This is a genomic window from Pilosibacter sp. YYHA0881 (genome assembly GCF_051602715.1).
GTDB classification, from domain to species: Bacteria; Bacillota; Clostridia; order Lachnospirales; family Lachnospiraceae; genus Alitiscatomonas; species Alitiscatomonas aceti.
This window is the reverse complement of sequence record NZ_CP175657.1, coordinates 1,458,887-1,481,297: the sequence shown is the minus strand read 5'-3', so window position 1 is coordinate 1,481,297 and position 22,411 is coordinate 1,458,887. Positions and strand designations below refer to the sequence as shown.

Below are 22,411 nucleotides of genomic sequence, written 5' to 3'. Positions count from 1 at the left end.
GCGGATGAAATATGTAAGGAACAGCCTGGCGGCTCTCCTTGCGGCAGCAGCCGGCATGGTCTTCATGCCGGCTGCTGCTTATGGGGCGTCAGAAGGCCGGGAGGCCGCAGAGGCCATTGGACAGGAAAGTGCCGTCCCTGTACCCGGATATGCGCTGAAGGACGGGACGTATCCCATTGAGGCAGAGTCCAGCTCCTCCATGTTCCGGATCGTCCGGGCAGAGCTTACGGTGAAGGATGGGAGTATGAAAGCAGCGGTGACCCTGGGCGGAAAGGGATATCTGAAGCTGTTCATGGGAACGGGAGAGGAGGCTCTGGACGCTGATCCGTCCCAGTACATAGGATTTTCGGAGGAAGCAGACGGAGCCTATACGTATGAGCTTCCGGTGGAGGCCCTGGACCAGGGGCTGGAATGCGCGGCCTTCAGTAAAAGAAAGCAGAAATGGTACGACCGGCAGATCGTTTTTAAAGGAGATACCCTTCCAAAGGAAGCCTGGGTCCTTCCGGCAGAGGCCGGACTGGAGGACGGGAGGTACTGGATCGACGCAGCCCTTTCCGGAGGAAGCGGCCGGGCGTCAGTGGAGTCTCCGGCGGAGCTTACAGTAAAGGACGGCCAGGCATCGGTGCGGATCACATGGAGCAGCTCCGCCTATGACTATATGGCGGTATATGGGAAAAAGTACCTTCCGGTCAGCGAGGAGGGCAATTCAGCCTTCCAGATCCCGGTCTATGTGTTCGACGTCCCCATGCATGTGGCCGCGGATACCACAGCCATGGGGGATCCCCATGAGATCCAGTATACCCTGACCTTTGACCGGAGCACAGTGAGAGCCATGAAAAAAACGGCGGGGACCGGTTTCTGGATGGCGGCGGGAGCAGCTTTTCTGGCGGCGGGAGCCAGCGGCTGGTTCTGGATAAGAAAAAAGAGGAGGGCGGCATGAAGAGGAGCTGGAAGGCAGGGATAAAAAAACAGGCGGTCATCCTGGGGATCTGGGCGGCGGCGGGAGCGCTTTTAACGGGCTGTAAAGCGGCCGGAGGATCCGGAGCCGGGAACAGGCTCCGTCCCCTGGAGCTTTCTTCCCTGGAATATACAGGGCGGCTGGAGCTGGAGTATGCAGAGCAGTTTGCCGTGGATCTTTACCAGGACGGCTTCCAGGTGCTGACTGTGGCCGACGGGAGCCGTATGCTCCTGGTGCCGGAAGGGAAGGAGGCCCCGGAGGATGTGCCGGAGGAGACGGCTGTGGTATACCAGCCGGTGAAAAATATCTATCTGGCGGCTTCGGCGGCCATGGACATGTTCCGGGCCCTGGACGCTTTGGATACGATCCGGCTTTCCGGGACGGATGCAGACGGCTGGTACATCAAAGAGGCCAGGGAGGCCATGAAAAGCGGGAAGATCCTTTATGCCGGAAAATACAGCGCCCCGGATTATGAGCGGATCCTGGCGGAGGGCTGCAGCCTGGCTGTGGAGAATACCATGATCAGCCATGCGCCGGAGGTAAGGGAAAAGCTGGAGAGCTTTGGGATCCCGGTGGCAGTGGATTATTCCAGCTACGAGACTGAGCCTCTGGGCCGCATGGAATGGATCAAGTTTTACGGAGCCCTCACAGGAAAGGAGGAGCAGGCGTCCGCTGCATTTGACGAGCAGAAGGCAGCCATGGAGGCGGCGGCAGGAGGCAGCGAAGAGGCGGCTTCCGGAGACGGCGCAGATGTGGATCCGGCCCGCAGAGCAGAGGGGGGACGTGTTCCGGAGGAGGGCAGAAAAAAGACCGTTGCGTATTTTTATATTACGGCCGCCGGTATGGTCAATGTGAGAAAGTCCTCGGATTATGTGCCGAAGCTCATTGAGCAGGCGGGCGGAGAATATATTTTTAAGGATCTGGGGACTGGAGAAAGCCGCAGCTCGTCTGTGAACATGCAGCTGGAGGAATTTTATTCCTCAGTAAAGGACGCGGACTTCCTTATTTATAACAGTGCCGTGGACGGCGGGCTGGAAACGGTGGAGGAGCTTTTGGGAAAGAGCGGGCTGCTGGCGGACTTTAAGGCGGTTAAGGAAGGAAATGTGTGGTGTACGGCCAGGGACCTTTATCAGAGCTCCATGGCTCTGGGGACCTTTGCAGAGGACATCCGGGCCATGCTGACGGGCCAGGGGGAAACGGTCTACCTTTACCGGCTCCCGGCCGGAAGAGAGGAGGAGCAGTGAACAGAAAGCGGAACGGGCATTTAAAATATGGACTGGCTTTTGCGGCGCTCCTGGCGCTGCTTCTTCTTTTCCTGGGCTGGAGCCTGTGCGCCGGAAGTGTGGAGATCCCGTTGGAGGAGGTGGCGGAAGTATTTGCCTGGAAGCTGGGATGCGCTCCGGCTCCCGGCGCTTCGTCTGCGGCCGGGATCGTCTGGGAGATCCGGTTCCCTCGGGCTCTGGCAGCCATCCTCTTAGGCGGAGCCCTGGGGCTTTCCGGCTATCTTCTCCAGACCTTTTTCCGGAATCCCATTGCAGGTCCCTTTGTTCTGGGGATCTCCTCCGGGGCAAAGCTTCTGGTGGCATGTCTGATGGTGTTCTCTCTGGGCCATGCTGTCCGGGTGACATCTGCGGCCATGATCCTGGCGGCCTTTGCTGGAGCCCTGGCCTCCATGGGATTGGTGCTCCTTATGGCCGGAAGAGTGGAGCAGACGGCGGGGCTGATCCTTGGAGGCACCATGATCGGTTATATCTGCTCGGCAGCTACGGACATCCTGGTGACCTTTGCTGACGATACAGATATCGTAAATCTGCACAACTGGTCCCAGGGTAGCTTTTCAGGCATTTCCTGGGAGAATACGGCAGTCATGTGCCTGGTGGTGCTTCCCGCCTCGGCAGCCGTATTCCTTCTCTCTAAGCCGGTGGCTGCGTACCAGATGGGAGAGGTCTATGCAAAAAGCATGGGGATTCATGTGGGCCGTCTCAGGGCCTGGATGGTGCTCTTATCCAGTCTTTTATCAGCCTGTATCGTGGCCTTTGCCGGTCCGGTGTCCTTTGTGGGGATCGCCGTGCCCCATCTGGTGAGGAGCCTGTTTGGGACCTCCCGGCCTCTGGTGCTGATCCCGGCGTGCTTTCTGGGAGGGGGCGTGTTCTGCCTGTTCAGCGATCTTCTGGCCAGGACTCTTCTGGCTCCGGCAGAGTTCAGCATCAGCACAGTGACCGCGGTGCTGGGAGCTCCGGTGGTGATCGCCGTTATGATGAAGAAATACCAGAGGAGGGGATAAAGGTGGGAAACGGCTGTTTTTATGCGGACCGGCTGGCGGCCGGATATGGGAAAAGGCCAGTGGCGGAGGGACTTTCCTTTCATGCTGGCCGGGGAGAGATCGTGACCCTCATAGGCCCCAACGGAGCCGGAAAGTCCACGATTCTTAAGACGATCTCCGGCGGACTTGCGCCGATGGGAGGGGAGCTGGTGCTGGACGGCGTTCCCATGGAACGGATCCCCAGGAAGGAACGGGCCAGGAAGCTGGCGGTGGTGTTTACGGAAAAACTCCAGGGGGAGCTTATGACCTGCCGGGATGTGACGGCAGCGGGGCGGTATCCCTACACCGGGCGGCTGGGACTTTTATCAGAGAAGGACCAGAGAGCCGTGGATCAGGCCCTGGAGCTGGTCCATGGAACCGACCTGGGGGACCGTCCCTTTGACCGGATCAGCGACGGGCAGCGCCAGCGGATCATGCTGGCCAGGGCGCTCTGCCAGGAGCCGGAGATGATCCTTCTGGACGAGCCCACCTCTCATCTGGATGTGAAGTATAAGCTGGAATTCCTTTCCCTGCTCCGGGAAATGGCCAGGAAAAAGGATCTTTCGGTGCTCATGTCCCTCCACGAGCTGGATCTGGCAGAAAGGATCTCGGACCGGGTGGTGTGCATAAAGGACGGACGCATGGACCGGTGCGGAACGCCGGAGCAGGTCTTTACACCGGGATATGTGGAGGGGCTGTTCGGGATGACTGCCGGGAAATTTGACGCGGCTGGGGGATCTGTGGAGTTTTCTGTTCCTGGAGGCGCTGTAAAGCCGGAGGACCTCCCGGAAAATGCGGTATTTGTGATCGCGGGGAACGGCTCGGGGCGGCAGGTATTCCGGAAACTCCAGAGGGAGAACGTGCCCTTTGTCACAGGGATCCTGTTTGAAAATGATCTGGATCTCCCGGCGGCGGAGGCCCTGGCTGCCCATGTGGTGAAGGTTCCCCTGGGGCCAGTGCCGGAGGAGGCTGTGAGGGAGGCCCGGGCATGGATCCGGCGGTGCCAAAGGGTGATCTGCTGCCGGACGGGCTTTGGAGTATGGGAGAAGGAAAACGAAGATCTTTTTAAGTATGCAGAGCGGTCAGGAAAGACCGCAGGAGAATCGTAACAGACCGCCGTGCGGGAAGATGCCCGGCTGGACTGTTACGAATAATAAAAGCGGCTTCCGAATAGAATGGTAACGACCAATTCATAGGGAGCCTTTTTTATGGCAGTGAGAATGAAACGGCCGGGAAAACGCGTCCTGGCGCTTTTGGGGATCCTGGCGGTATTTGCCGCCGGCTGCATTGGCTTTACGGGCTGCCGGGGCGGCAGCGGGGATACGGAAAAGATCCGGGATCTGGAATTTACAGTGACGGGAGAGGGGGAGGTCCCCCAGGCCCTGGCAGAGCTCATCGGAAAAAAGAGGGAGAAGCCCTTTAAGCTTACATATGCGGACGGGCAGGATATGTACATCGTCATCGGGGAGGGCCCCCAGACCGGAGGCGGATACAGCATTACCGTTAAGGAGCTGTATTTGACAGAAAATTCAGTGGTGATACGGACCGAGCTTCTGGGGCCGGAAAAGGGGGAGGCCACGGGAACGGATCCGTCCTATCCGGTGCTGATCGTGAAAACAGAGTTTTTAGAGGAGCCGGTGGTATTCCAGTAGGCGGATGCAGGAAGGGTCCCGGCATCCGGGAAGCTGGGACGCCGGGATGCCTGTCCTCCGGGCCGTATGGAAGCCTTTGGCCGGAAACTGCTTTACCGCGGCCGGATTTTCTGGTAGAATGGGGAAACATACGGATAAAAGAAAACAGGAGAGGTACAGGATGGAGACACGGTACGAGGAGGAGGGCCTTAAGGAAAGGACCAGAGAGATCGAAAAAAGCATTATCAAACGGTTCCGGAAGGAGATCTGGAGGCCCTTTGTGAAGGCACTCAACGAGTATGAGATGATACAGGAGGGCGATCAGATCGCAGTCTGTATTTCCGGCGGAAAGGATTCCATGCTCCTTGCCAAGTGCATGCAGGAGATCTTAAGGCACGGAAAGATGGAATTCGGGTTAAAGTTTCTGGTGATGGATCCGGGCTACCGGGAGGAAAACCGGAAGCTGATCCATGAGAACGCCAGGATCCTGGGGATCCCGATCCACGTGTTCGAGACGGAGATCTTTGACACGGTGGTGGATGTGGAGGACTCCCCCTGCTACCTCTGCGCCAGGATGCGGCGGGGAAACCTGTACGCCAACGCCAGGGAGCTGGGCTGCAATAAGATCGCCCTGGGCCACCATTTTGACGATGTGATCGAGACGATCCTTATGAGCATGCTCTATGGGGCCCAGATCAATACCATGATGCCCAAGCTCCACAGCACCAATTTCCAGGGCATGGAGCTGATCCGCCCCCTGTACCTGGTGAAGGAGGCGGATATCCTGGCATGGAAGGAATATAATCAGCTTCAGTTCTTACAGTGCGCCTGCCGGTTTACGGAGGAGAGCAGCCGGAGACAGAACGAGGAGCTGTCCAAGAGGAAGGAAATGAAGAAGCTGATCGGGGAGTTCCGGAAGACCAGCCCGTATATTGACATGAATATTTTCCGCAGCGTGGAAAATGTCAATACAGACGCCTGCATCGGATATATACGCCGGGGAGAGCGCCATCATTTCCTGGAGGAATATTAAGAAGGACGCCATCATACATTTTTGTAAAGCAAAGGCTTTGGAAAGGTGTGGTGGCGTTTTTATGATGGAGCTGGTGAAAAAGCATATCCATATGAACCGGAGAAGCGGCAGCGTTGCGTCCCAGATGACCCTGGACGATGATTTTAACGTGCCGGATACCATGGAGGACGTGGAGCAGCTGATCTTAGAAAGAGGAGAGATCCAGATCGAGTCGGCGAAGAACCAGGGGGAAAAGGTGGAGGTCCGGGGACGGCTGGATTTCCGGGTGCTGTACCGGACGCCCGGCGGACAGGTCATGACCCTGGCCGGAAACCTTCCCTTTGAGGAGCGGGTGAATATGCCGGGTCTCCTGGAGAACGATCATATCCAGGCCGGCTGGGAGTTAGACGATCTGAAGCTGGGGATCATCAATTCCCGGAAGCTGAACGTAAAGGCCCTGGTGACCTTAAAGCTCCAGGCGGAGACCCTTTTCGACGCCGAGGCGGCGGAGGACGCGAGATTTGACGGGGACGTGGAGACCTTAAAGAAAACCATAGCTGTGGCGGCCTTAAGCGCCCGGCGGAAGGATACGTTCCGGGTCCGGGAGGTACTGTCCCTTTCGGGAAATAAGCCGGATATCGACACCCTTCTGTGGCAGGACATACGCCTGCGGGGCGTGAATACGAGGCCCCTGGACGGGAGGATACGCCTGGACGGGGAGCTGATGGTGTTCGCCATTTATTCCGGGGAGGCCGGTCAGGTGCCGGTCCAGTGCCTGGAGGAAACGGTGCCGTTTTCCGGCGAGGTGGAGCTGGAGCCCTCGGTGGAGGAAATGATCCCCTTTATCACGGTGCGTCTGGTACATAAGGAGCTGGAGGTGAATCCGGATTCGGACGGAGAGATGCGGGAGCTGTCCGTGGATGCGGTCATGGAGCTGGATATGCGGCTTTATGAGGAGAAGGAGCTGGAGATCTTAAACGATCTGTACGCCCTGGACCGGGAGCTGGATCTGGATACAGGAGAGGCGTGCTTTGACCAGATCGCCGCCAGGAACCAGCTGAAGACCAGGCTCCAGGAAAAGGTGGATCTGCCGGTGGGGCAGCGGATCCTGCAGATCTGCCACAGCGACGGAGACGTGAAGCTGGATGAGGTACAGATCCGGGACGGAGAGCTGTCCATGGACGGCGTTCTGGAGGTGCAGCTTCTGTATCTGACTGCCGACGACTCCTCTCCGGTGGGAGCGTCCACAGAGGTGCTGCCGTTCCATATGACGGCCCAGGTACCGGGGATCACAGAGGACAGTGTTTACCAGATGGAGCCGGGACTGGAGCAGATCTCTGCCGTGATGCTGGGCGGCGACAGCGTGGAGATCAAGGCGTCGGTGACCATGGATGTGCTGGTGCTGAACCAGGTCTGCGGCCAGGTGATCCTGAATGTGCGGGAGGAGCCCCTGGATACGGAACGGCTGAAGCAGATCCCGGGGATCGTGGGTTATGTGGTACAGCCGGGGGATTCTTTGTGGAAGATCGCCAGAAAATTTCATACCAGTGTGGATGCGGTCATGGCAGACAACGGGCTTACGGATCCGTCCATCCAGCCTGGAGATAAGCTGATCATCGTGAAGGCGGTGGGGGAACGGGCCTAGGCGGTGCCGGTCTGGCGGGCAGTATCCCCGTCAGGCCGCATATAAGGCGGCAGGGATCTGAAAAATGAAAGAATGTCTGGTTGCATTTCGGGCAAAATACCATATAATAGAGTATAAGCCGGAAGACAAAAGCGGACTCACACAGGAAAACGCATCCGGCCGGTGCTTGATATAGATCCGGAACCAGCGCCCGAAGGGCTGTCCTGGCCGGGGCGGCGATGGCAGCCTTAAGATGCCGTTGCCGTTTACATAACATGAGGACGGATGGATATGAACTACACATATCTGCTGGAATGTGCGGATAAAACCTTTTACTGCGGCTGGACCAACGATCTGGAAAAGCGTGTGAATACCCATAATATGGGACGCGGGGCCAAGTATACGAAGCCCAGAAGGCCGGTGGTCCTGGTCTATTATGAGGCCTTTGAGACCAAAAGGGAGGCCATGAGCCGGGAAGCCGCCATTAAACGGATGACGAGAAAAGAAAAAGAAGCTCTTGTGAGAACACAGGATAAGACAGCAGGAGGAACCAGGTGAAACATAAAACAAAGAAATTACTATGCAGCGTGCTGGCATTCTGCCAGCTTTTTGCCATGACGGCCTTTGCGCGGCCCGACTGGCCGTCGGATACGGGGATCCAGGCCGAGGCCGGGGCCCTGATGGACGTGGATTCGGGGACCATGATCTTTGGCCAGAACAGCCATGTGGAATATCCGCCTGCCAGCATCACAAAGCTTCTGACTGCCTTGATCGTCCTGGAGCATGCGGAGCTTTCCGATACAGTGACGTATTCAGAGACCGCCATGAACAGCGTGGAGGCGGACAGCGGCAATAAATACAGCCTGGCCATCGGCGATACAATGACGGTGGAGGACTGCCTGTATGCCCTTCTTCTTTCGTCGGTGAATCAGTCGGCCAACGCCCTGGCAGAGCATGTGGCGGGAAGTATCCCGGCGTTTGTGGATATGATGAACCAGAAGCTGGCGGAGCTGGGCTGCAATGAGAGTCATTTTGAGAATCCGTCGGGTCTCAACGGAGATACCCAGAATGTGTCGGCCTATGATATGGCAAAGATCGCCTGCGCGGCGTTCCAGAATGAAAAGCTCCTGGAGATCAGCTCCTCCGTGTCCCATGAGGTCGGCCCCACCACTAACAATCCCAACGGCTTCACCGTGCGCCAGGAGCACCGTCTGGTGATCACCGAGGATACGGCCAGTGAGTTTTACTGTCCTGAGGCGGTGGCTGGAAAGACCGGGTATCTTTTAAAGGCAGGAAATACGCTGGTGACCTATGGGGAAAAGGACGGAAGACGGCTGGTGTCTGTGATCTTAAAGGGGAGTCCCCGCCAGTATTTCCTGGACGGCAAGGCCCTTTTACAGTTCGGCTTCGACCGCTTTCAGAATGTGGGGATCGCAGAAAACGAGACCCGGTATGTGACCGGGGAGGAGGCCGTGGACATCGGCGGCACGTCCTATAACCCGGCAGATCTGATGGTGGAGGAAGGAAAAGTGGTGACTCTGCCAGAGGAGGCCTCCTTCGGTGATGCAGAGCTTTCCCTGGAAGCCCTTCCGGAAGAAGCGCCTGCCAATGCGGTGGCCCTCCTCCAGTACGTTTATAATGAAAGAAAGGTGGGACAGGCCTACCTCCTGGATAAGACGATCCAGGTACCGGCTGAAACGGAGCCTTCCGGCGGAGACGCCGCAGAGCCTGGAACAGAGGATGGAAGCGGGGAGACCGGAAGCGCCGCCCAGGAACCGGAGGATACAGAGGAGCCCACAGAGACGGCCTCTGTGGATCCGGAGAAAACAGACGGAAGGTTTTCCATGAAGCTTCCGAAGGCTGTGATCCCTGGTGTGATCCTGGCGGTCCTGGCAGCCCTTGGGGCCGGTCTCTGGATGGTCTGGATCCGGAAGAGAAGGAAAGAAGAGGCGGAGGCAGCCGCCCGGAGACGGGAACGCCGCCGGCAAAGACTGATGGAAGAGGGGCCGGAGGCAGCGGCAGAGTTTAACCGCCTGCTGGAAGAAAAGAAAAACAGGAGCCAGGGCCGGGGACACCGGCGCTAGCTCCCTGGATCAGGCTGCGGCCAGATAGCCATACATCATCATATAGTGACAGAAGCTCCCGCCCATGACGAACAGGTGAAAGATCTCGTGAGACCCGAAATTTTTATGCCTGGAGTTGAAAAGCGGGAGCTTTAATGCATAAATGACGCCTCCGGCGGTGTAGATGATCCCTCCGGCCAGGAGCCAGCCGAAGGCACCTGGAGTCAGGGAGGACAGGATCTGTCCAAAGGCTGTCACACAGATCCATCCCATGGCGATATAAATACAGGAGGAAAACCACTTGGGACAGCTGATCCACAGGGCGTTGATCAGGATGCCCACGGCTGCAATGGCCCACACCAGGGCCAGGAGCCGGTATCCGGCAGAATTTCCCAGAACGATGAGGCATACCGGCGTATACGTTCCTGCGATCAGGACAAAGATCATCATATGGTCGATCTTCCGGAGGAGCCGGTTGACGCCTTCAGAAATATCGAAGGTGTGGTAGACGGTGCTGGCAGCGTATAAGAGGATCATACTGACGATAAATACAGCCAGGGCCGCCACGTGGAGCCGGTCGGTGAAAAACGCGGCCTTCAAAAGCAGGGGAGCCGCAGCCAGGACCGCCAGGATCATTGCGATAAAATGGGTAAGGGCGCTGCCGGGATCCTTAACACTGAGTTTCATACACATACCTCCAATCAGAAAATGGAATATAATTTTTAATAATACATAATGTAGCTTTAAAAACTACATCTAACTTTTTTATATACTATATCACTTTGCCTTAAAATATGCAAGGGGTTCGGAAAATATTTTTATCATCAAAGTAAATGGACAGAAGGAAAGGAAGGACCATGGTACAGGTATTATATGCAGATAAGGATATTCTGGTGGCGGTGAAGCCTGCGGGAGTGGAATCCCAGGCGGCGAAGCGGTTTGCGCCGGATATGGTCAGCGAGATCCGGAAATATCTGGTTATCCACAAGTTATGCACGCCGGGAAAGGAGCCCTATGTGGGAGTTATCCACAGACTGGATAAGCCTGTGTCAGGGGTAATGGTGTATGCATTGTCTAAAAATGCTGCCGCAGCCTTGAGCAGACAGGTCCAGGACCGGAAGCTGGAGAAGATCTATGGGGCTGTTGTATGTGGAAAGCCGGAAAAAGATGTGGATAAGTTTGTGGATTATCTGGAAAAATCCGTGGATGGAAATGAATCCTATGTTGTGGATCATGGTGGAAAATGTGGAAAACGGGCTGAACTGTCCTATGAGGCTCTGGAAAGCCTGGAGGACGGGGGAAACGGGATCCTGACGCTTTTACGGATCCGTCTGGAGACCGGACGCCACCACCAGATCCGGGTCCAGTTTGCATCCAGGGGCCTGCCGCTTTTTGGGGACCGGAAATACGGAACAGGAGCGGCCGCAGCAGCAGGGCCCCTAGCTCTCTGCGCCATGTCCCTTTCCTTTGTCCATCCGTCCACAGGAAAGCCCATGACCTTTTCCGTGCCTCCGTCCGGCGGCGCATTTTCAAAATTTAAATTTTTCCAGGACGCATAAGGAAAGGAATCCGGCCCATACTAAGTGGTGTACAAAGGAAGTACAAAACAGAAACGGGTGATTCCATGGGTAAGCCGGGCAAAAAACTGAAGAAGATCTTTCTGATACTGGGAATTACCGGGGCAGTCTACGGAGGCTTCAAATACCTCCTGCCCCTGGTGGTTCCCTTTTTGTGCGCCTACCTGGCGGCCCTGTGGCTGGGACCGTCGGTCCGGTATTTTGAGCGGAGGCTCACGATCCGGCTGGGCGGGAAGGAGCGCAGGATCCCTGCGGCGGTCATCGGCGGCGCGGAGCTTCTTTTTATGGGAGCAGTCCTGGGCTGGCTTTTTTATCTTGGCAGCAGCCGGCTTCTGGCCCAGGCCAGGCTTTTCATGGTCCGTCTTCCGGAATGGCTTTCTGAGGCCGACCGGATCCTTACAGGCCTGTTTTTAAGCCTGGAGGAGAAGATGGGGCTGATGCCGGAAAGCCTTGTGGGCCTGGCCAGGGAGCTGGTCCGCGACGCGTCAGAGGCTGTGCGTCAGGCATCCCTTCCTCTTCTTATGACCAATTCTGTCAGCGTCCTGGCCTGGGCGGTCCGGGCTGTGGTATTTCTGGTGCTCTTTTTTGTGGCCGCAGTCATGACCCTGGAGGAAATGGATGAGATCCGGGAGAAAAAGAGCGGATCCATCTTCCACCGGGAATTTTCTGTCCTGGGAAGACGGATCGCGTCGGCGGGCAGCGCATGGTTTAAGACCCAGCTTGTGATCATGGCGGTGACGGCCATGATCTGTACCCTGGGACTGACCCTTCTGGGGAATCCGTATTCGGTGCTGCTGGGCCTGGGGATCGGGCTCCTGGACGCCCTTCCGGTGTTCGGGACCGGAGCGGTGCTGGTCCCCTGGGGAGCCTTCCTTCTCCTGGAGCGCCAGTGGTGGAGGGGGGCGGTGCTCCTTTTTATCTACGGCCTCTGCTATTTTATCCGGCAGTTCCTGGAGGCAAAGCTCATGGGAAGCCGCATGGGCCTTTCGGCGCTGGAGACCCTGTTCTCCATGTATGTGGGCCTGGAACTGTTTGGCGTGTCCGGCTTTTTTTTAGGGCCTGTGGGCTTGCTCATCATTGAGGATCTGGTGAAGCTCTACGGAGAGGATGGGGAAAGCCGTTGACTTTACTCATCTGACGTATTATCATAGACGTATTCCGGGTCCTCTGGCAGCCGGAGCTTCCGGAGCCGGGGACCATCGATCTGTTTACGCGGGGGAGAAAGAAAATGAATGAGAGATCTGGATCGAATCTGAAGGCCAAGCTGATCCTCTTAGCCGGAGTGTTCAGCTGTTCCATGTCGTCGGCGTTTTTCCGGTATATGACAGCGCCCAGTACCATTGCAGCCACCTACCGGCTGGGCTGGACGGTGCTTTTGCTGACGCCGCTTATTTTTTCCAAAAGGGAGACCAGGAAAGAGCTGCTTTCCTTAAAAGGGAAGGATCTGGCTTTCTGCGGCCTTTCGGGCCTGTTCCTGGCCATGCACTTTGTGGTATGGTTTGAGTCCCTGAGCAACACGTCCATTGCCAGCTCCACGGTGTTAGTCAATACGGAGGTGGCCTTTGCGGCCTTCGGATACCTGATCTTTTTCGGAAAGAAGATCCGGAAAAAGGAGATCCTGGCCATCGGGATCGCCTTTCTTGGAAGCGTGGTCATCGCCATGGCCGATACGGGAGGCGGAGCCGGAAAGAACGCAGTCTTAGGCGATATCCTGGCTCTTTTAGCGGCCTTTTTCTCGGCCTGCTATACGCTGATCGGGACCAGGGAACGGAGCCATATGAGCACCATGGTGTATACATACGTCCTTTACTGGGGCTGCTTTTTATCCCTGCTGGTCTTCGACGCCGTTTCCGGCGTGCCCATGACCGGCTATGAGCCCATTAACTGGATCATGAGCCTGTGCCTGGCTGTGTTCTGTACCCTTTTGGGCCACAGCGTATTCAGCTGGAGCCTTAAGTTCTTAACGCCCACCTATGTGAGCACAGTGAAGCTGGCGGGGCCGGTATTTGCCTCCATCTCCGCGATCCTTCTGTTCGGGGAGATCCCGGGACTGATCCAGGTGGCGGGAGCTGCGGTTGTGCTGGCGGGCGTCTATCTGTACGCGAAAAATTCGTAGGAGGAGGACCATGGATCAGTTGGAAAAAGTGGGAAAAAAGCTCCTGGGCTCCCAGATCGAGGATTCCCTGATGGAGTACATATTAAATGAGCCGGTAGCCATCGGTGAAAAGCTCCCCAACGAATTTGAGCTGGCGGAAAAGTTCGGCGTGGGACGGAGCACCATAAGGGAGGCAGTGAAAAGCCTGGTATCAAAGGGCGTCCTGGAGGTGCGGAGGGGCTCGGGAACGTATGTGGTGAGTACCAGCTCCCTGGAGGAGGATCCTCTGGGGCTTGGCCGGTTTGAGGACAAATACCACCTGGCCCTGGAGCTTTTTGAGGTGAGGCTCATGCTGGAGCCGGAGATCGCCGCCCTGGCCAGCGAGTATGCGTCAGAGGAGGAGAAGGCGCAGCTTGAGTCTCTCTGCGACCAGGTGGAGCGCCAGTATACTGCCGGGATCAACCATATTAAAAAAGACATTGAATTCCATACCTGCATTGCAAAGTGCAGCCGGAACCGGGTGGTGGAAATCCTGATCCCCCTTATCAACTCCAGCGTGTCCACCTTTGCGACCCTGACCCGCCGGCAGCTGATGAAGGAGACCATTGAGACCCACCGGGCAGTGACCAATGCCATCCTGAAGGGAGATTCGGTGGGGGCCAGGTGCGCCATGATCATGCATCTGACCTATAACCGGCAGAAGCTCCTGGAGCTTCTGGAGGCCCAGGAAAAGGACTTGGAAGGCCGGAAAGAAGGGGAATAGGGCCAGGGGGCAGACGTCTGATGAGTGACGGCAGATGCCCGGCCGGACGTATTGTGCAGAATGAATGAAAACAGCGGGTCCCAGACGGGAGAGACCGCTGTTTTTTTGTGCGAAAAAGAGAAAACCAAGGAAGAACATCTGATGTATTGACAATAATAGTCAAAATAAGTACAATGAAACCAGGATGTCATAAGACATCTGATGTATTTAAGAGTGAATCCAAAGAGGTATGTAAAAACGGGAGGTATGTTCACTATGGAAGCTGTAGCTTTAAACCCCGGCAGGCTGGTAGCCGCCGCTGTGATCGGATTGGTACTGCTGCTGGTCCTGATCATCAAATTTAAGGTGCAGGCAATGGTAGCGATCCTGATCGGCGCCATCGCCATCGGTCTTCTGGCCGGAATGCCCTATGAGCAGATCGTAACAGCCGTCAATGACGGTATCGGAAACACATTAAAAGGAATCGCCCTGTTAGTGGGCCTGGGATCCATGTTCGGCGCGATCCTGGAGGTCTCGGGCGGCGCCCAGACCCTGGCTGTGACCATGGTAAAGCGGTTCGGAGACCAGAAGGCCGCCTGGGCCCTGGGCATCACAGGCCTTGTGATCGCCATGCCGGTATTCTTTGACGCCGGCCTGATCATCCTGATCCCCCTGGCCTTCTCTCTGGCCAAGAGGACGAAGCGTTCCTCTCTGTTTTATGCGATCCCGCTTTTAGCGGGTCTTGCGGTGGGCCATGCGTTCATTCCGCCCACACCGGGTCCGATCCTGGTGGCCAACATGTTAAATGTGGACCTGGGCTGGGTCATCGGCATCGGGATCTTCTGCGGTATCTTTGCCATGATCGTGGCAGGACCAGTATGGGGCTCCATCTGCGGAAAGAAATATATGGTTCCGGTCCCGGAGCATGTGGCAAACCAGGCAGATATGGATGAATCCAAGCTCCCTGGCTTCTGGACCATCGTCGGGATCATTCTGATCCCCCTGGTACTGATCATCCTGGACTCTGTGGCTGGAGTGGTCCCGGCCATGGAAAGCCTCCGTCCGATCTTAGGCTTCCTGGGTGAGCCCTTTGTGGCCCTTCTGATCGCCACCGTTGTGGCAATGGTGATCCTGGGCGTAAAACATGGATATACCATGCCGGAGCTGGAAAAGATCATGACAAAATCCCTGGAGCCCACAGGACTGATCCTTCTGGTAACAGCCTGCGGCGGCGTGCTCCGCTATATGCTCCAGTATTCCGGCCTTGGAGATATCATCGGCCAGGCAGTATCCTCTGCAAACCTTCCCATCGTTGTGGTGGCCTTTGTGGTGGCAGCCCTGGTAAGGATCTGCGTGGGTTCCGCAACTGTGGCTATGACCATGGCGGCCGGGATCATCGCGGCCATGCCGGAGATCGCGGGCCTGTCCCCCTTATATCTGGCCTGCACCACGGCGGCTGTTGCCGGAGGGGCCACTGTCTGCTCCCACTTTAACGATTCCGGCTTCTGGCTGGTAAAATCCCTGGTGGGAATGGACGAAAAGACAACGCTTAAAACATGGACCATCATGGAGACCCTGGTGGGAGGAACCGGCTTCCTTGTGGCCCTGATCATTTCATTCTTTGCATAAATAGTTCAGTTTTTCTCAGATTAGAAAAGGAGCGGCAGTTATGAAGTTAAAAAGTCAGGAAATGCGGGAGCTGGCTCCAGAGCTGGATCCCTTACGTATCGGTACGGGCTGGAAGCCGGAGGATCTTTCCAAGCCCCAGGTAATGATCGAGAGCACCTTTGGAGACAGCCATCCGGGCAGCGGCCATCTGGATATCCTGGTGGAAGAGGTAAGAAAGGGCGTGGAAGAGGCCGGAGGCCACGGAGCCCGGTATTTCTGCACGGATATCTGCGACGGCGAGAGCCAGGGGACCGACGGCATCAATTACAGCCTTGTGAGCCGTGAGATGATCGCCAGCATGATCGAGATCCATGCCAATGCCACGCCCTTTGATGCCGGCGTATATCTGGCAAGCTGTGATAAGGGGCTTCCGGGAAATCTCATGGGCCTGGCCCGGGCTGACGTTCCGGCCATCGTGGTCCCCGGCGGCACCATGAACGCCGGTCCCGATATGCTGACCTTAGAGCAGTTAGGCATGTACAGCGCCAGATACCAGCGGGGCGAGATCGACGAGGAAAAATTAAACTGGGCCAAATGCAACGCCTGTCCCAGCTGCGGAGCCTGCTCTTTTATCGGAACAGCCTCCACCATGCAGATCATGGCCGAGGCCCTGGGCCTGGCTCTTCCGGGAAGCGCCCTGATGCCGGCCACCAGCCCGGATCTTCTGGATTTTGCCAGGGAAGCCGGCCGTCAGGCCGTGAAGCTGGCGCTGACTCCGGGAATGAAGCCCAGCGAGATCGTGACTCTGGAGAGCTTTGAAAACGCCATTCTGGTCCATGCGGCTATTTCTGGAAGCACCAACTGTCTTCTTCATATCCCGGCCATTGCCCATGAGTTTGGGATCGAGATCACAGGAGATACCTTCGACCGTCTCCACAGGGGCGCCCATTATCTTCTGGATGTACGTCCGGCGGGAAGGTGGCCGGCAGAGGTGTTCTATTATGCAGGCGGCGTTCCGGCCATCATGGAGGAGATCAAGGCGCATCTCCACCTGGATGTGATGACCGTTACAGGAAAGACCCTGGGCGAGAATCTGGAGGAGCTGAAGCGGAACGGCTTTTATGAGAGATGCGGAAAATGGCTTTCCGAGTTCAATGGCCGCTATGGCGTGTCTCTGACAAAGGAGGATATCATCCGTCCCTATGATAAGGCCATCGGCACCGACGGAAGCATTGCCATTCTCCGGGGCAATTTAGCGCCGGAGGGAGCGGTGATCAAGCACACCGCCTGTCCCAAGGAAATGTTCAAGGCTGTTTTAAACGCAAGGCCCTTTGACAGCGAGGAGGAGTGCCTGGATGCAGTGTTAAAGCACAAGGTCCAGAAGGGCGACGCGGTGTTCATCCGCTACGAGGGCCCCAAGGGCAGCGGAATGCCGGAGATGTTCTATACCTCCGAGGCCATCAGCAGCGATAAGGAGCTGGGCCGCAGCATTGCCCTCATCACCGACGGCCGGTTTTCCGGCGCGTCCACTGGTCCGGTCATCGGCCACTGCAGCCCCGAGGCTGTGGACGGCGGTCCCATCGCACTGGTGGAGGAAGGGGATCTGATCGAGATCGACGTGATGGAGAGAAAGCTCAATATCATCGGGATCCATGGAGAGAGAAAGACCATGGAGGAGATCGACGAGATCCTAAAGGAACGGAGAAAGAACTGGAAGCCCAGGGAGAAGAAGTACCAGAAGGGAGTGCTGCGGCTGTTCAGCGAACACGCGGCAAGTCCCATGAAGGGCGCATACCTGGAGTTTTAAAGAAATAAAAATGAGAGGGGCAGGTCCGCCATGGGCCTGCCCCTTTGGCTGTTATTTACGCGGAAACCGTGTTTTTTATGGTTCCAGCAGCTCCAGATTGATGGATTTTTCTGTAAAACCGTATTTTCTATACATTTCATACGCCGCCGTATTTTTTGCATTGACCTGCAGCTCAATGGCGTCCATATTTTTTTCCGCCTTTAATCCTTTCAGAAAATCAAACATTTTATGTCCAACACCGGCTCCCCGGTATGCTTCGTCCACAGCCATCCGGTCCACAAAAATAAAATCGCGGGTGGTATGCGACGGACCTTCCACATGCTTAAACATGATCTGGAGGATCCCGATCACCTGGTTCTTTTCGTTTTCCGCAACGAAGAACGTATGGTCCTCTGCGGCCTGCTGAAACTCTTCCATTGACATCAGATGACTGGTATGTCTGTAAATATCCGGTCTCCATTCCACATGCATATCCTGTACCTGTGAAAGTATTTTTACAGCTGCTTCGTAGTCCCGGGCCATGGCTGCCCTGATCTGAATCTGCATGATCCTCCGCTCCTTCTATAAAGTTTTTACGGATCCGTGAACCCTGTACGCGCCCAGGTCTTGCCGCCTTGCCGGCCGCCGGTCCAGGGAAAGCTCCTGCGCCGCAGGGCAGGTACCCGCTGGGATCATTTTAGCATAGGGAAAGGGGATTGTCCATGGGGATGAGCCGGAGGAAGCTGGATGGCGGAACGGTTATAATTGACAAGGGTAGAAAAAGGAATATAATAAAAGAAAGTTCTGGGAAATCCAGGGAATCGGGGCGGTTCATTATGTGGATGCTGTTTGCAGTGCTTTCTTCGATATTTGCGGCGCTGACCTCCATTCTGGCCAAGGTGGGGATCGAGGGAGTGAATTCCAATCTGGCGACGGCGGTGCGGACGGTCGTTGTGCTCATCATGGCCTGGGGAATGGTATTTCTCACAGGCGGACAGTCCGGGCTTTCCAGTATCGGGAAAAAGAGCTGGATCTTCCTGATCCTGTCGGGCCTTGCCACCGGGGCATCCTGGCTGTGCTATTATAAAGCCCTCCAGATGGGAGACGCGTCCAAGGTGGTGCCCATTGATAAAATGAGCGTTGTGATCACACTGATCCTGGCGTTTGTGTTTCTTCATGAGAGCGTCACGCCGAAGACCGTTCTGGGCTGTGTCCTGATCGGTGCGGGAACGCTTTTGATGGTGTTGTAGAAATCGGGCATACAAAGGAAGGGAGGAATCTGGATCATGATCTATGAGGGACAGATCTGCCGGGGACCCATGGAACGGTCCTCATTTATGCTGCCAGTGGCTGTGGGGTGCTCCTATAACCGCTGCCGGTTCTGCAACCTGTTTAAGCATCTGAAATACCGGCAGCTTCCCATGGAACAGGTGGAGGAGGAGATCCTCCGGGTACGGGCCCTGGGAGGCGACCCGGAAACCGTATTTTTAGGGGATGGAAACGCCTTTGGCCTGGAGACAGGCCATCTGCTGGAAATTGCCGGGAAGATCCGGCGCTCCTTTCCTTCCTGCCGTTCCATCAACATGGACGCGACAGTGACCAATATCCGGCTGAAAAGCGATGAAGAGCTGAGGGCTCTGGCTGCGGCGGGAGTGGGTCATCTGTATCTGGGCATTGAAAGCGGCCTGGACGACGTTCTGGGGACCATGGAAAAGGACCACACCCTGGAACAGGCCTATGAGCAGATCCAGCGGCTGCGTGCTGCGGGGCTTATTTATGACGCCCATATCATGACAGGCATCGCCGGAAGAGGGAGAGGACTGGAAAATGCAGAGGCCACGGCGGAGTTCTTTAACCGGACCAGACCGGAGCGGATCATTAACTTTTCTCTGTTTCTGATAGCCGGAACACCGCTATATGAGGATGCGAAGGCCGGACGGTTTTTTCCGGCCAGCGAGCTGGAGAATCTGGAGGAGGAGCGGAGGCTTTTGCAGCTTATGGAGTGGGAGGGCCAGCGCGTGGCCTACGATGGATTCCACGACTGTATCACCTTCCGGGTCCGGGGAAGGCTTCCCGGGGAAAAGGAGAAGATGCTCGGAATGCTGGACGGAGCCATAAAAGTGTGGAAAGAGAAGGAACCGGTCTTTGCGTGGGCGGAGAGGATACCGGACGCAGTGATCCTGAAAGAGTGACTGGGCGGTATGAGAAATCATCAGAAGGTTTGACATAACCGGTTCTGTTCATTATAATAAGTACAGATGCAGCCATCGCCTGCCGCCCGTTCTGGGGACAGGCGATGTGCCATATTACAGGAATAAGGAGCAAAAACTATGACATTTACTTACCCGGCGGTATTTACCCCCCATAAAAACGGAAAGGGCTACCATGCATTTTTCCCGGACCTGGAGTGCTGCGAGGCAGACGGGCCGGATCTGGAGGACGCCATCGAGAACGCCAGGGATGCGGCCTGCAACTGGATCACCGTGGAGATGGAGGAATTTGACAGCGATCTTCCATTTTCTACCCATGTGGAGGATATAAAACTGGAAGAGGGACAGCTGGTGAAAATGATCTCTGTACGGATCAAGCTTCTTCCGGATAACGATTAAGCTTCCGGACGCCGTATATAGGGCGGCCGAAGAAATAATGACACGCTGCAGTCCCTGCCTGGACCGGGAGGAGTATATACTGGTCTGTGGGACAAAAGCCAGAAGAAAGAGAGGTATGGTTTTGAAGAAAAAGATCAATGTGTTCGACTATGCGGGAGACATCATGAAGGCTCTGGATAAGGGAGTCCTTATCACCACAAAGGCAGACGGGAAGGTGGATTCCATGACCCTGGGCTGGGGGACCCTGGGGATCGACTGGTCCCTCCCTGTGTTTACGGCTTATATCAGAAAGAGCCGCTTCACAAAAGAGCAGCTGGAGAAGAATCCGGAGTTTACCGTGAATGTTCCTTATGGAGCGTTTGATCCGAAGATCCTTGGGGTATGCGGCTCTAAATCCGGCCGGGATATGGATAAGGCAAAGGAGCTGGGACTTACGCTGGTGGATCCGGAGGTGATCTCTGTTCCGGCGGTCAAGGAGCTGCCGCTGACACTGGAGTGCCGGGTGGTCTGCGTGGAAAAACAGAATACAGATACCATGCCGGAGGAGATCTTAAAGGAACATTATCCCAGTGAGAAGCCGACTCCCTTTGGCGGTTCCCTGGAGAATTACCATTACGCCTTTTATGGCCAGATCGTAAGCGCATATATGATTGAAGACTAAAATGATATCAGGGGCAAAAGATCGATCCATCCGACGCAGGCCTGCCTGCGGGAGGATGTCTGAACTTAAAATGGAACAGGATAAAAACAGGAGAAAAAACGATGAATGTAAAAATCTATAAAGAAGCGGTCCCGTCCTTTGATGCAGCTGTGATCCCGTTTTCTGATGATCAGCTTCTAAATACAGAGCTTCCGGAGGTGATCTCCGGTCCGGTGAAGGCTGCCCTTTCTGCAGGCAAGCTGGCAGCCGCCTGCGGCTCGGTCTATGATCTGAATCTGTATCTGGATGGTTCCTTTAAAAAGGTAGTCCTGGTTTCACTGGGAGATGGAAGCTCCACCAACCGGGAGGTGTTCCTGGCCTTTGCAAAGGCATTAAAGCGCTGTAAGGACGCGTCTGCGGCCGTGACGGAGATCTTCCTGGACAATGCGGCGGAAATCACCCATGATCCGGAAATGGCCAAGAAGATCATGGAGCTCCCGCATCTGGTTTCCTATCAGTTTAACCATTACCGGTCGGTTCCAGTGGTAAACGGGATGGAGGAAGCGGCGGTAGTGACTTCCGCCGCCGGTATGGAAAGGCTTGCCAGGGAGGCTGCCCATGTGGCGGAAAGCACCCTGCTTGCCAGGGATCTTGTGAACCATCCGTCCATGTTCATGGATCCGGAGCAGCTTGCAAAGGAGTGTGAGGCCCTGGCAGAAGATCTGGGCATCGAGGTCCAGATTTATGATAAAAAACAGGCAGAAGAGATGAATATGGGGGCGTTCCTGGCCGTTGGAAGAGGATCCGCGGCAGAGCCCAGGCTCATTGTCCTCCGCTATAAAGGCGGAAAGGAGGAGGAGCCTCCGGTGGCCCTGGTGGGCAAGGGGATCATGTTCGATTCCGGCGGATACAGCCTGAAATCCAGGATGGAGACCATGCATGGAGATATGGGAGGCGCGGCAGCAGTGATCGGAGCGATCCGTGCCATCGCGCTGGAAAAGCTTCCTGTAAATGTAATCGCAGTGGTTGCTGCATGCAAAAACATGATCTCCGGTGATGCATATGTTCCCGGTGATATTTTATTTTCCATGAACGGAAAGAAGATCGAAATGCTCAATTCGGATGCAGAGGGCCGTCTGACCCTGGCGGACGCATTGACCTATGCGATCCGGAAGGAGAACGCCGGCTCCATCATCGACATCGCCACTCTGACAGGGGCTGCCCAGGGAGCTGTGGGAGTCAGGAGCTCGGCTGTGTTTTCCAATGATGAGGAGCTTTATGCAGAGGTGGAAGAGGCTTCAGAGCGGGCCTGCGAAAAGATCTGGCGGCTTCCGCTGGACAAGGAGCTTTTCCCTGTGATCGAATCTGAGGTGGCAGACATCCAGAACAGCGCCCAGGGAAGCACCATGGGCGGCGGCGCCATTGTAGCGGGACTCTTCCTCCAGGAATTTGTGGAGGATCATTCCTGGGTCCATGTGGATATTGCACCAGTCAGCTGGGAGTCAAAGGATATAGACTATTCGATCAAGGGCGCCACCGGCTACGGCGTGAGCCTTTTGTATGAGACAGTGAAGGTAATATCCAGATAAAAATCTTTTTTTGTGTTCTCACCTGGGGGACAGGGACGTTGTAAAATTGCGGCGCTCCTGTCCCCGGTTTATTTCTGTCCCATACGATATTTTCTCGAAAAGGACAGACGGATCCATTCTGCGCTTTGCTCCAGGACAGGCAGCCGCTGGCAGAGGAGAGGTTCTGTCCGGATAC

Annotated in this window: 22 protein-coding genes; 20 read left to right on the top strand and 2 right to left on the bottom strand. The window is 56.0% G+C overall.

Annotated elements, in window-relative coordinates; genetic code table 11:
- Positions 1-4 precede the first annotated feature (4 nt).
- From ACI6NM_RS06915 to ACI6NM_RS06875, 9 genes are all read left to right on the top strand, one after another.
- Positions 5-940 (top strand): hypothetical protein, encoded by a 936-nt coding sequence (locus ACI6NM_RS06915; RefSeq protein ID WP_262427057.1) that lies wholly within the window; start codon positions 5-7, stop codon positions 938-940.
- Positions 937-2,202, top strand: coding sequence for an ABC transporter substrate-binding protein (locus ACI6NM_RS06910; RefSeq protein ID WP_262427056.1), 1,266 nt, complete (start codon positions 937-939; stop codon positions 2,200-2,202). The genes ACI6NM_RS06915 and ACI6NM_RS06910 overlap by 4 nt, the downstream gene beginning before the upstream one ends.
- Positions 2,199-3,242: a FecCD family ABC transporter permease gene (locus ACI6NM_RS06905; RefSeq protein ID WP_215654999.1), complete on the top strand. Its 1,044-nt coding sequence runs from the start codon at positions 2,199-2,201 to the stop codon at positions 3,240-3,242. The genes ACI6NM_RS06910 and ACI6NM_RS06905 overlap by 4 nt, the downstream gene beginning before the upstream one ends.
- A gap of 2 nt (positions 3,243-3,244) precedes the next feature.
- On the top strand, positions 3,245-4,369 hold the full coding sequence (locus tag ACI6NM_RS06900; RefSeq protein ID WP_262427055.1) for an ABC transporter ATP-binding protein: 1,125 nt from the start codon (positions 3,245-3,247) through the stop codon (positions 4,367-4,369).
- A gap of 105 nt (positions 4,370-4,474) precedes the next feature.
- Complete coding sequence (locus ACI6NM_RS06895) at positions 4,475-4,912, top strand: protease complex subunit PrcB family protein (RefSeq protein WP_262427083.1); 438 nt, start codon at positions 4,475-4,477, stop codon at positions 4,910-4,912.
- A 160-nt stretch (positions 4,913-5,072) separates the two neighbouring features.
- Complete coding sequence (locus ACI6NM_RS06890; RefSeq protein WP_215654995.1) at positions 5,073-5,924, top strand: tRNA 2-thiocytidine biosynthesis TtcA family protein; 852 nt, start codon at positions 5,073-5,075, stop codon at positions 5,922-5,924.
- Between the two features lie 64 nt (positions 5,925-5,988).
- A complete protein-coding gene (locus ACI6NM_RS06885; protein WP_262427082.1) occupies positions 5,989-7,548 on the top strand; it encodes a DUF3794 and LysM peptidoglycan-binding domain-containing protein in 1,560 nt (519 codons plus the stop codon).
- Between the two features lie 270 nt (positions 7,549-7,818).
- Positions 7,819-8,085, top strand: coding sequence for a GIY-YIG nuclease family protein (locus tag ACI6NM_RS06880; RefSeq protein WP_158358277.1), 267 nt, complete (start codon positions 7,819-7,821; stop codon positions 8,083-8,085).
- Entirely contained in the window at positions 8,082-9,611 is a 1,530-nt protein-coding gene (locus ACI6NM_RS06875) for a D-alanyl-D-alanine carboxypeptidase family protein (RefSeq protein ID WP_316451097.1), read from the top strand. Before ACI6NM_RS06880 ends, ACI6NM_RS06875 begins: the two co-directional genes overlap by 4 nt.
- Positions 9,612-9,620: 9 nt before the next feature.
- Here the strand turns inward: ACI6NM_RS06875 and trhA are convergent, their stop codons facing one another.
- Positions 9,621-10,277, bottom strand: a complete 657-nt coding sequence (gene trhA, locus ACI6NM_RS06870; protein WP_022272843.1) for a PAQR family membrane homeostasis protein TrhA — start codon at positions 10,275-10,277, stop codon at positions 9,621-9,623.
- 170 nt (positions 10,278-10,447) lie between these two features.
- Here trhA and ACI6NM_RS06865 point away from each other — a divergent pair, with 170 nt between their 5' ends.
- The 6 genes from ACI6NM_RS06865 (at position 10,448) to ilvD (ending at position 17,419) form a co-directional block, all read left to right on the top strand.
- Positions 10,448-11,149 carry an RluA family pseudouridine synthase gene (locus tag ACI6NM_RS06865; RefSeq protein ID WP_158358275.1) on the top strand — a complete coding sequence of 234 codons (702 nt, stop codon included), beginning with the start codon at positions 10,448-10,450 and terminating at the stop codon, positions 11,147-11,149.
- Between the two features lie 65 nt (positions 11,150-11,214).
- Complete coding sequence (locus ACI6NM_RS06860; protein ID WP_262427053.1) at positions 11,215-12,291, top strand: AI-2E family transporter; 1,077 nt, start codon at positions 11,215-11,217, stop codon at positions 12,289-12,291.
- 104 nt (positions 12,292-12,395) lie between these two features.
- Positions 12,396-13,283, top strand: coding sequence for a DMT family transporter (locus ACI6NM_RS06855; RefSeq protein WP_158358273.1), 888 nt, complete (start codon positions 12,396-12,398; stop codon positions 13,281-13,283).
- A gap of 10 nt (positions 13,284-13,293) precedes the next feature.
- Complete coding sequence (locus ACI6NM_RS06850; protein WP_262427052.1) at positions 13,294-14,025, top strand: FadR/GntR family transcriptional regulator; 732 nt, start codon at positions 13,294-13,296, stop codon at positions 14,023-14,025.
- A gap of 246 nt (positions 14,026-14,271) precedes the next feature.
- Positions 14,272-15,633: a GntP family permease gene (locus ACI6NM_RS06845; protein ID WP_420361280.1), complete on the top strand. Its 1,362-nt coding sequence runs from the start codon at positions 14,272-14,274 to the stop codon at positions 15,631-15,633.
- 40 nt (positions 15,634-15,673) lie between these two features.
- A complete protein-coding gene (gene ilvD, locus ACI6NM_RS06840) occupies positions 15,674-17,419 on the top strand; it encodes a dihydroxy-acid dehydratase (protein ID WP_262427050.1) in 1,746 nt (581 codons plus the stop codon).
- A gap of 75 nt (positions 17,420-17,494) precedes the next feature.
- Here the strand turns inward: ilvD and ACI6NM_RS06835 are convergent, their stop codons facing one another.
- Positions 17,495-17,965 (bottom strand): GNAT family N-acetyltransferase, encoded by a 471-nt coding sequence (locus tag ACI6NM_RS06835; RefSeq protein ID WP_262427049.1) that lies wholly within the window; start codon positions 17,963-17,965, stop codon positions 17,495-17,497.
- 269 nt (positions 17,966-18,234) lie between these two features.
- Here ACI6NM_RS06835 and ACI6NM_RS06830 point away from each other — a divergent pair, with 269 nt between their 5' ends.
- From ACI6NM_RS06830 to ACI6NM_RS06810, 5 genes are all read left to right on the top strand, one after another.
- Complete coding sequence (locus ACI6NM_RS06830) at positions 18,235-18,648, top strand: EamA family transporter (protein ID WP_158358265.1); 414 nt, start codon at positions 18,235-18,237, stop codon at positions 18,646-18,648.
- A 36-nt stretch (positions 18,649-18,684) separates the two neighbouring features.
- The gene (locus ACI6NM_RS06825) at positions 18,685-19,590 is read left to right on the top strand and encodes a radical SAM protein (protein ID WP_158358263.1); all 906 of its coding nucleotides are present in this window, start codon (positions 18,685-18,687) and stop codon (positions 19,588-19,590) included.
- Positions 19,591-19,728: 138 nt separating this feature from the next.
- Positions 19,729-20,007: a type II toxin-antitoxin system HicB family antitoxin gene (locus ACI6NM_RS06820; RefSeq protein ID WP_022272833.1), complete on the top strand. Its 279-nt coding sequence runs from the start codon at positions 19,729-19,731 to the stop codon at positions 20,005-20,007.
- 115 nt (positions 20,008-20,122) lie between these two features.
- Entirely contained in the window at positions 20,123-20,668 is a 546-nt protein-coding gene (locus ACI6NM_RS06815) for a flavin reductase family protein (RefSeq protein WP_330599902.1), read from the top strand.
- A gap of 101 nt (positions 20,669-20,769) precedes the next feature.
- The gene (locus ACI6NM_RS06810) at positions 20,770-22,236 is read left to right on the top strand and encodes a leucyl aminopeptidase (RefSeq protein WP_262427048.1); all 1,467 of its coding nucleotides are present in this window, start codon (positions 20,770-20,772) and stop codon (positions 22,234-22,236) included.
- Positions 22,237-22,411 lie beyond the last annotated feature (175 nt).

Bases quoted from the DNA above. Each gene is read 5' to 3' on its own strand.
- ACI6NM_RS06915 (WP_262427057.1), top strand. From the start codon at position 5: ATGAAATATGTAAGGAACAGCCTGGCGGCTCTCCTTGCGGCAGCAGCC.
- ACI6NM_RS06910 (WP_262427056.1), top strand. From the start codon at position 937: ATGAAGAGGAGCTGGAAGGCAGGGATAAAAAAACAGGCGGTCATCCTG.
- ACI6NM_RS06890 (WP_215654995.1), top strand. From the start codon at position 5,073: ATGGAGACACGGTACGAGGAGGAGGGCCTTAAGGAAAGGACCAGAGAG.
- ACI6NM_RS06885 (WP_262427082.1), top strand. From the start codon at position 5,989: ATGGAGCTGGTGAAAAAGCATATCCATATGAACCGGAGAAGCGGCAGC.
- ACI6NM_RS06880 (WP_158358277.1), top strand. From the start codon at position 7,819: ATGAACTACACATATCTGCTGGAATGTGCGGATAAAACCTTTTACTGC.
- trhA (WP_022272843.1), bottom strand. From the start codon at position 10,277: ATGAAACTCAGTGTTAAGGATCCCGGCAGCGCCCTTACCCATTTTATC.
- ACI6NM_RS06865 (WP_158358275.1), top strand. From the start codon at position 10,448: ATGGTACAGGTATTATATGCAGATAAGGATATTCTGGTGGCGGTGAAG.
- ACI6NM_RS06860 (WP_262427053.1), top strand. From the start codon at position 11,215: ATGGGTAAGCCGGGCAAAAAACTGAAGAAGATCTTTCTGATACTGGGA.
- ACI6NM_RS06855 (WP_158358273.1), top strand. From the start codon at position 12,396: ATGAATGAGAGATCTGGATCGAATCTGAAGGCCAAGCTGATCCTCTTA.
- ACI6NM_RS06850 (WP_262427052.1), top strand. From the start codon at position 13,294: ATGGATCAGTTGGAAAAAGTGGGAAAAAAGCTCCTGGGCTCCCAGATC.
- ACI6NM_RS06845 (WP_420361280.1), top strand. From the start codon at position 14,272: ATGTTCACTATGGAAGCTGTAGCTTTAAACCCCGGCAGGCTGGTAGCC.
- ilvD (WP_262427050.1), top strand. From the start codon at position 15,674: ATGAAGTTAAAAAGTCAGGAAATGCGGGAGCTGGCTCCAGAGCTGGAT.
- ACI6NM_RS06835 (WP_262427049.1), bottom strand. From the start codon at position 17,965: ATGCAGATTCAGATCAGGGCAGCCATGGCCCGGGACTACGAAGCAGCT.
- ACI6NM_RS06830 (WP_158358265.1), top strand. From the start codon at position 18,235: ATGTGGATGCTGTTTGCAGTGCTTTCTTCGATATTTGCGGCGCTGACC.
- ACI6NM_RS06825 (WP_158358263.1), top strand. From the start codon at position 18,685: ATGATCTATGAGGGACAGATCTGCCGGGGACCCATGGAACGGTCCTCA.
- ACI6NM_RS06820 (WP_022272833.1), top strand. From the start codon at position 19,729: ATGACATTTACTTACCCGGCGGTATTTACCCCCCATAAAAACGGAAAG.
- ACI6NM_RS06815 (WP_330599902.1), top strand. From the start codon at position 20,123: ATGGTTTTGAAGAAAAAGATCAATGTGTTCGACTATGCGGGAGACATC.
- ACI6NM_RS06810 (WP_262427048.1), top strand. From the start codon at position 20,770: ATGAATGTAAAAATCTATAAAGAAGCGGTCCCGTCCTTTGATGCAGCT.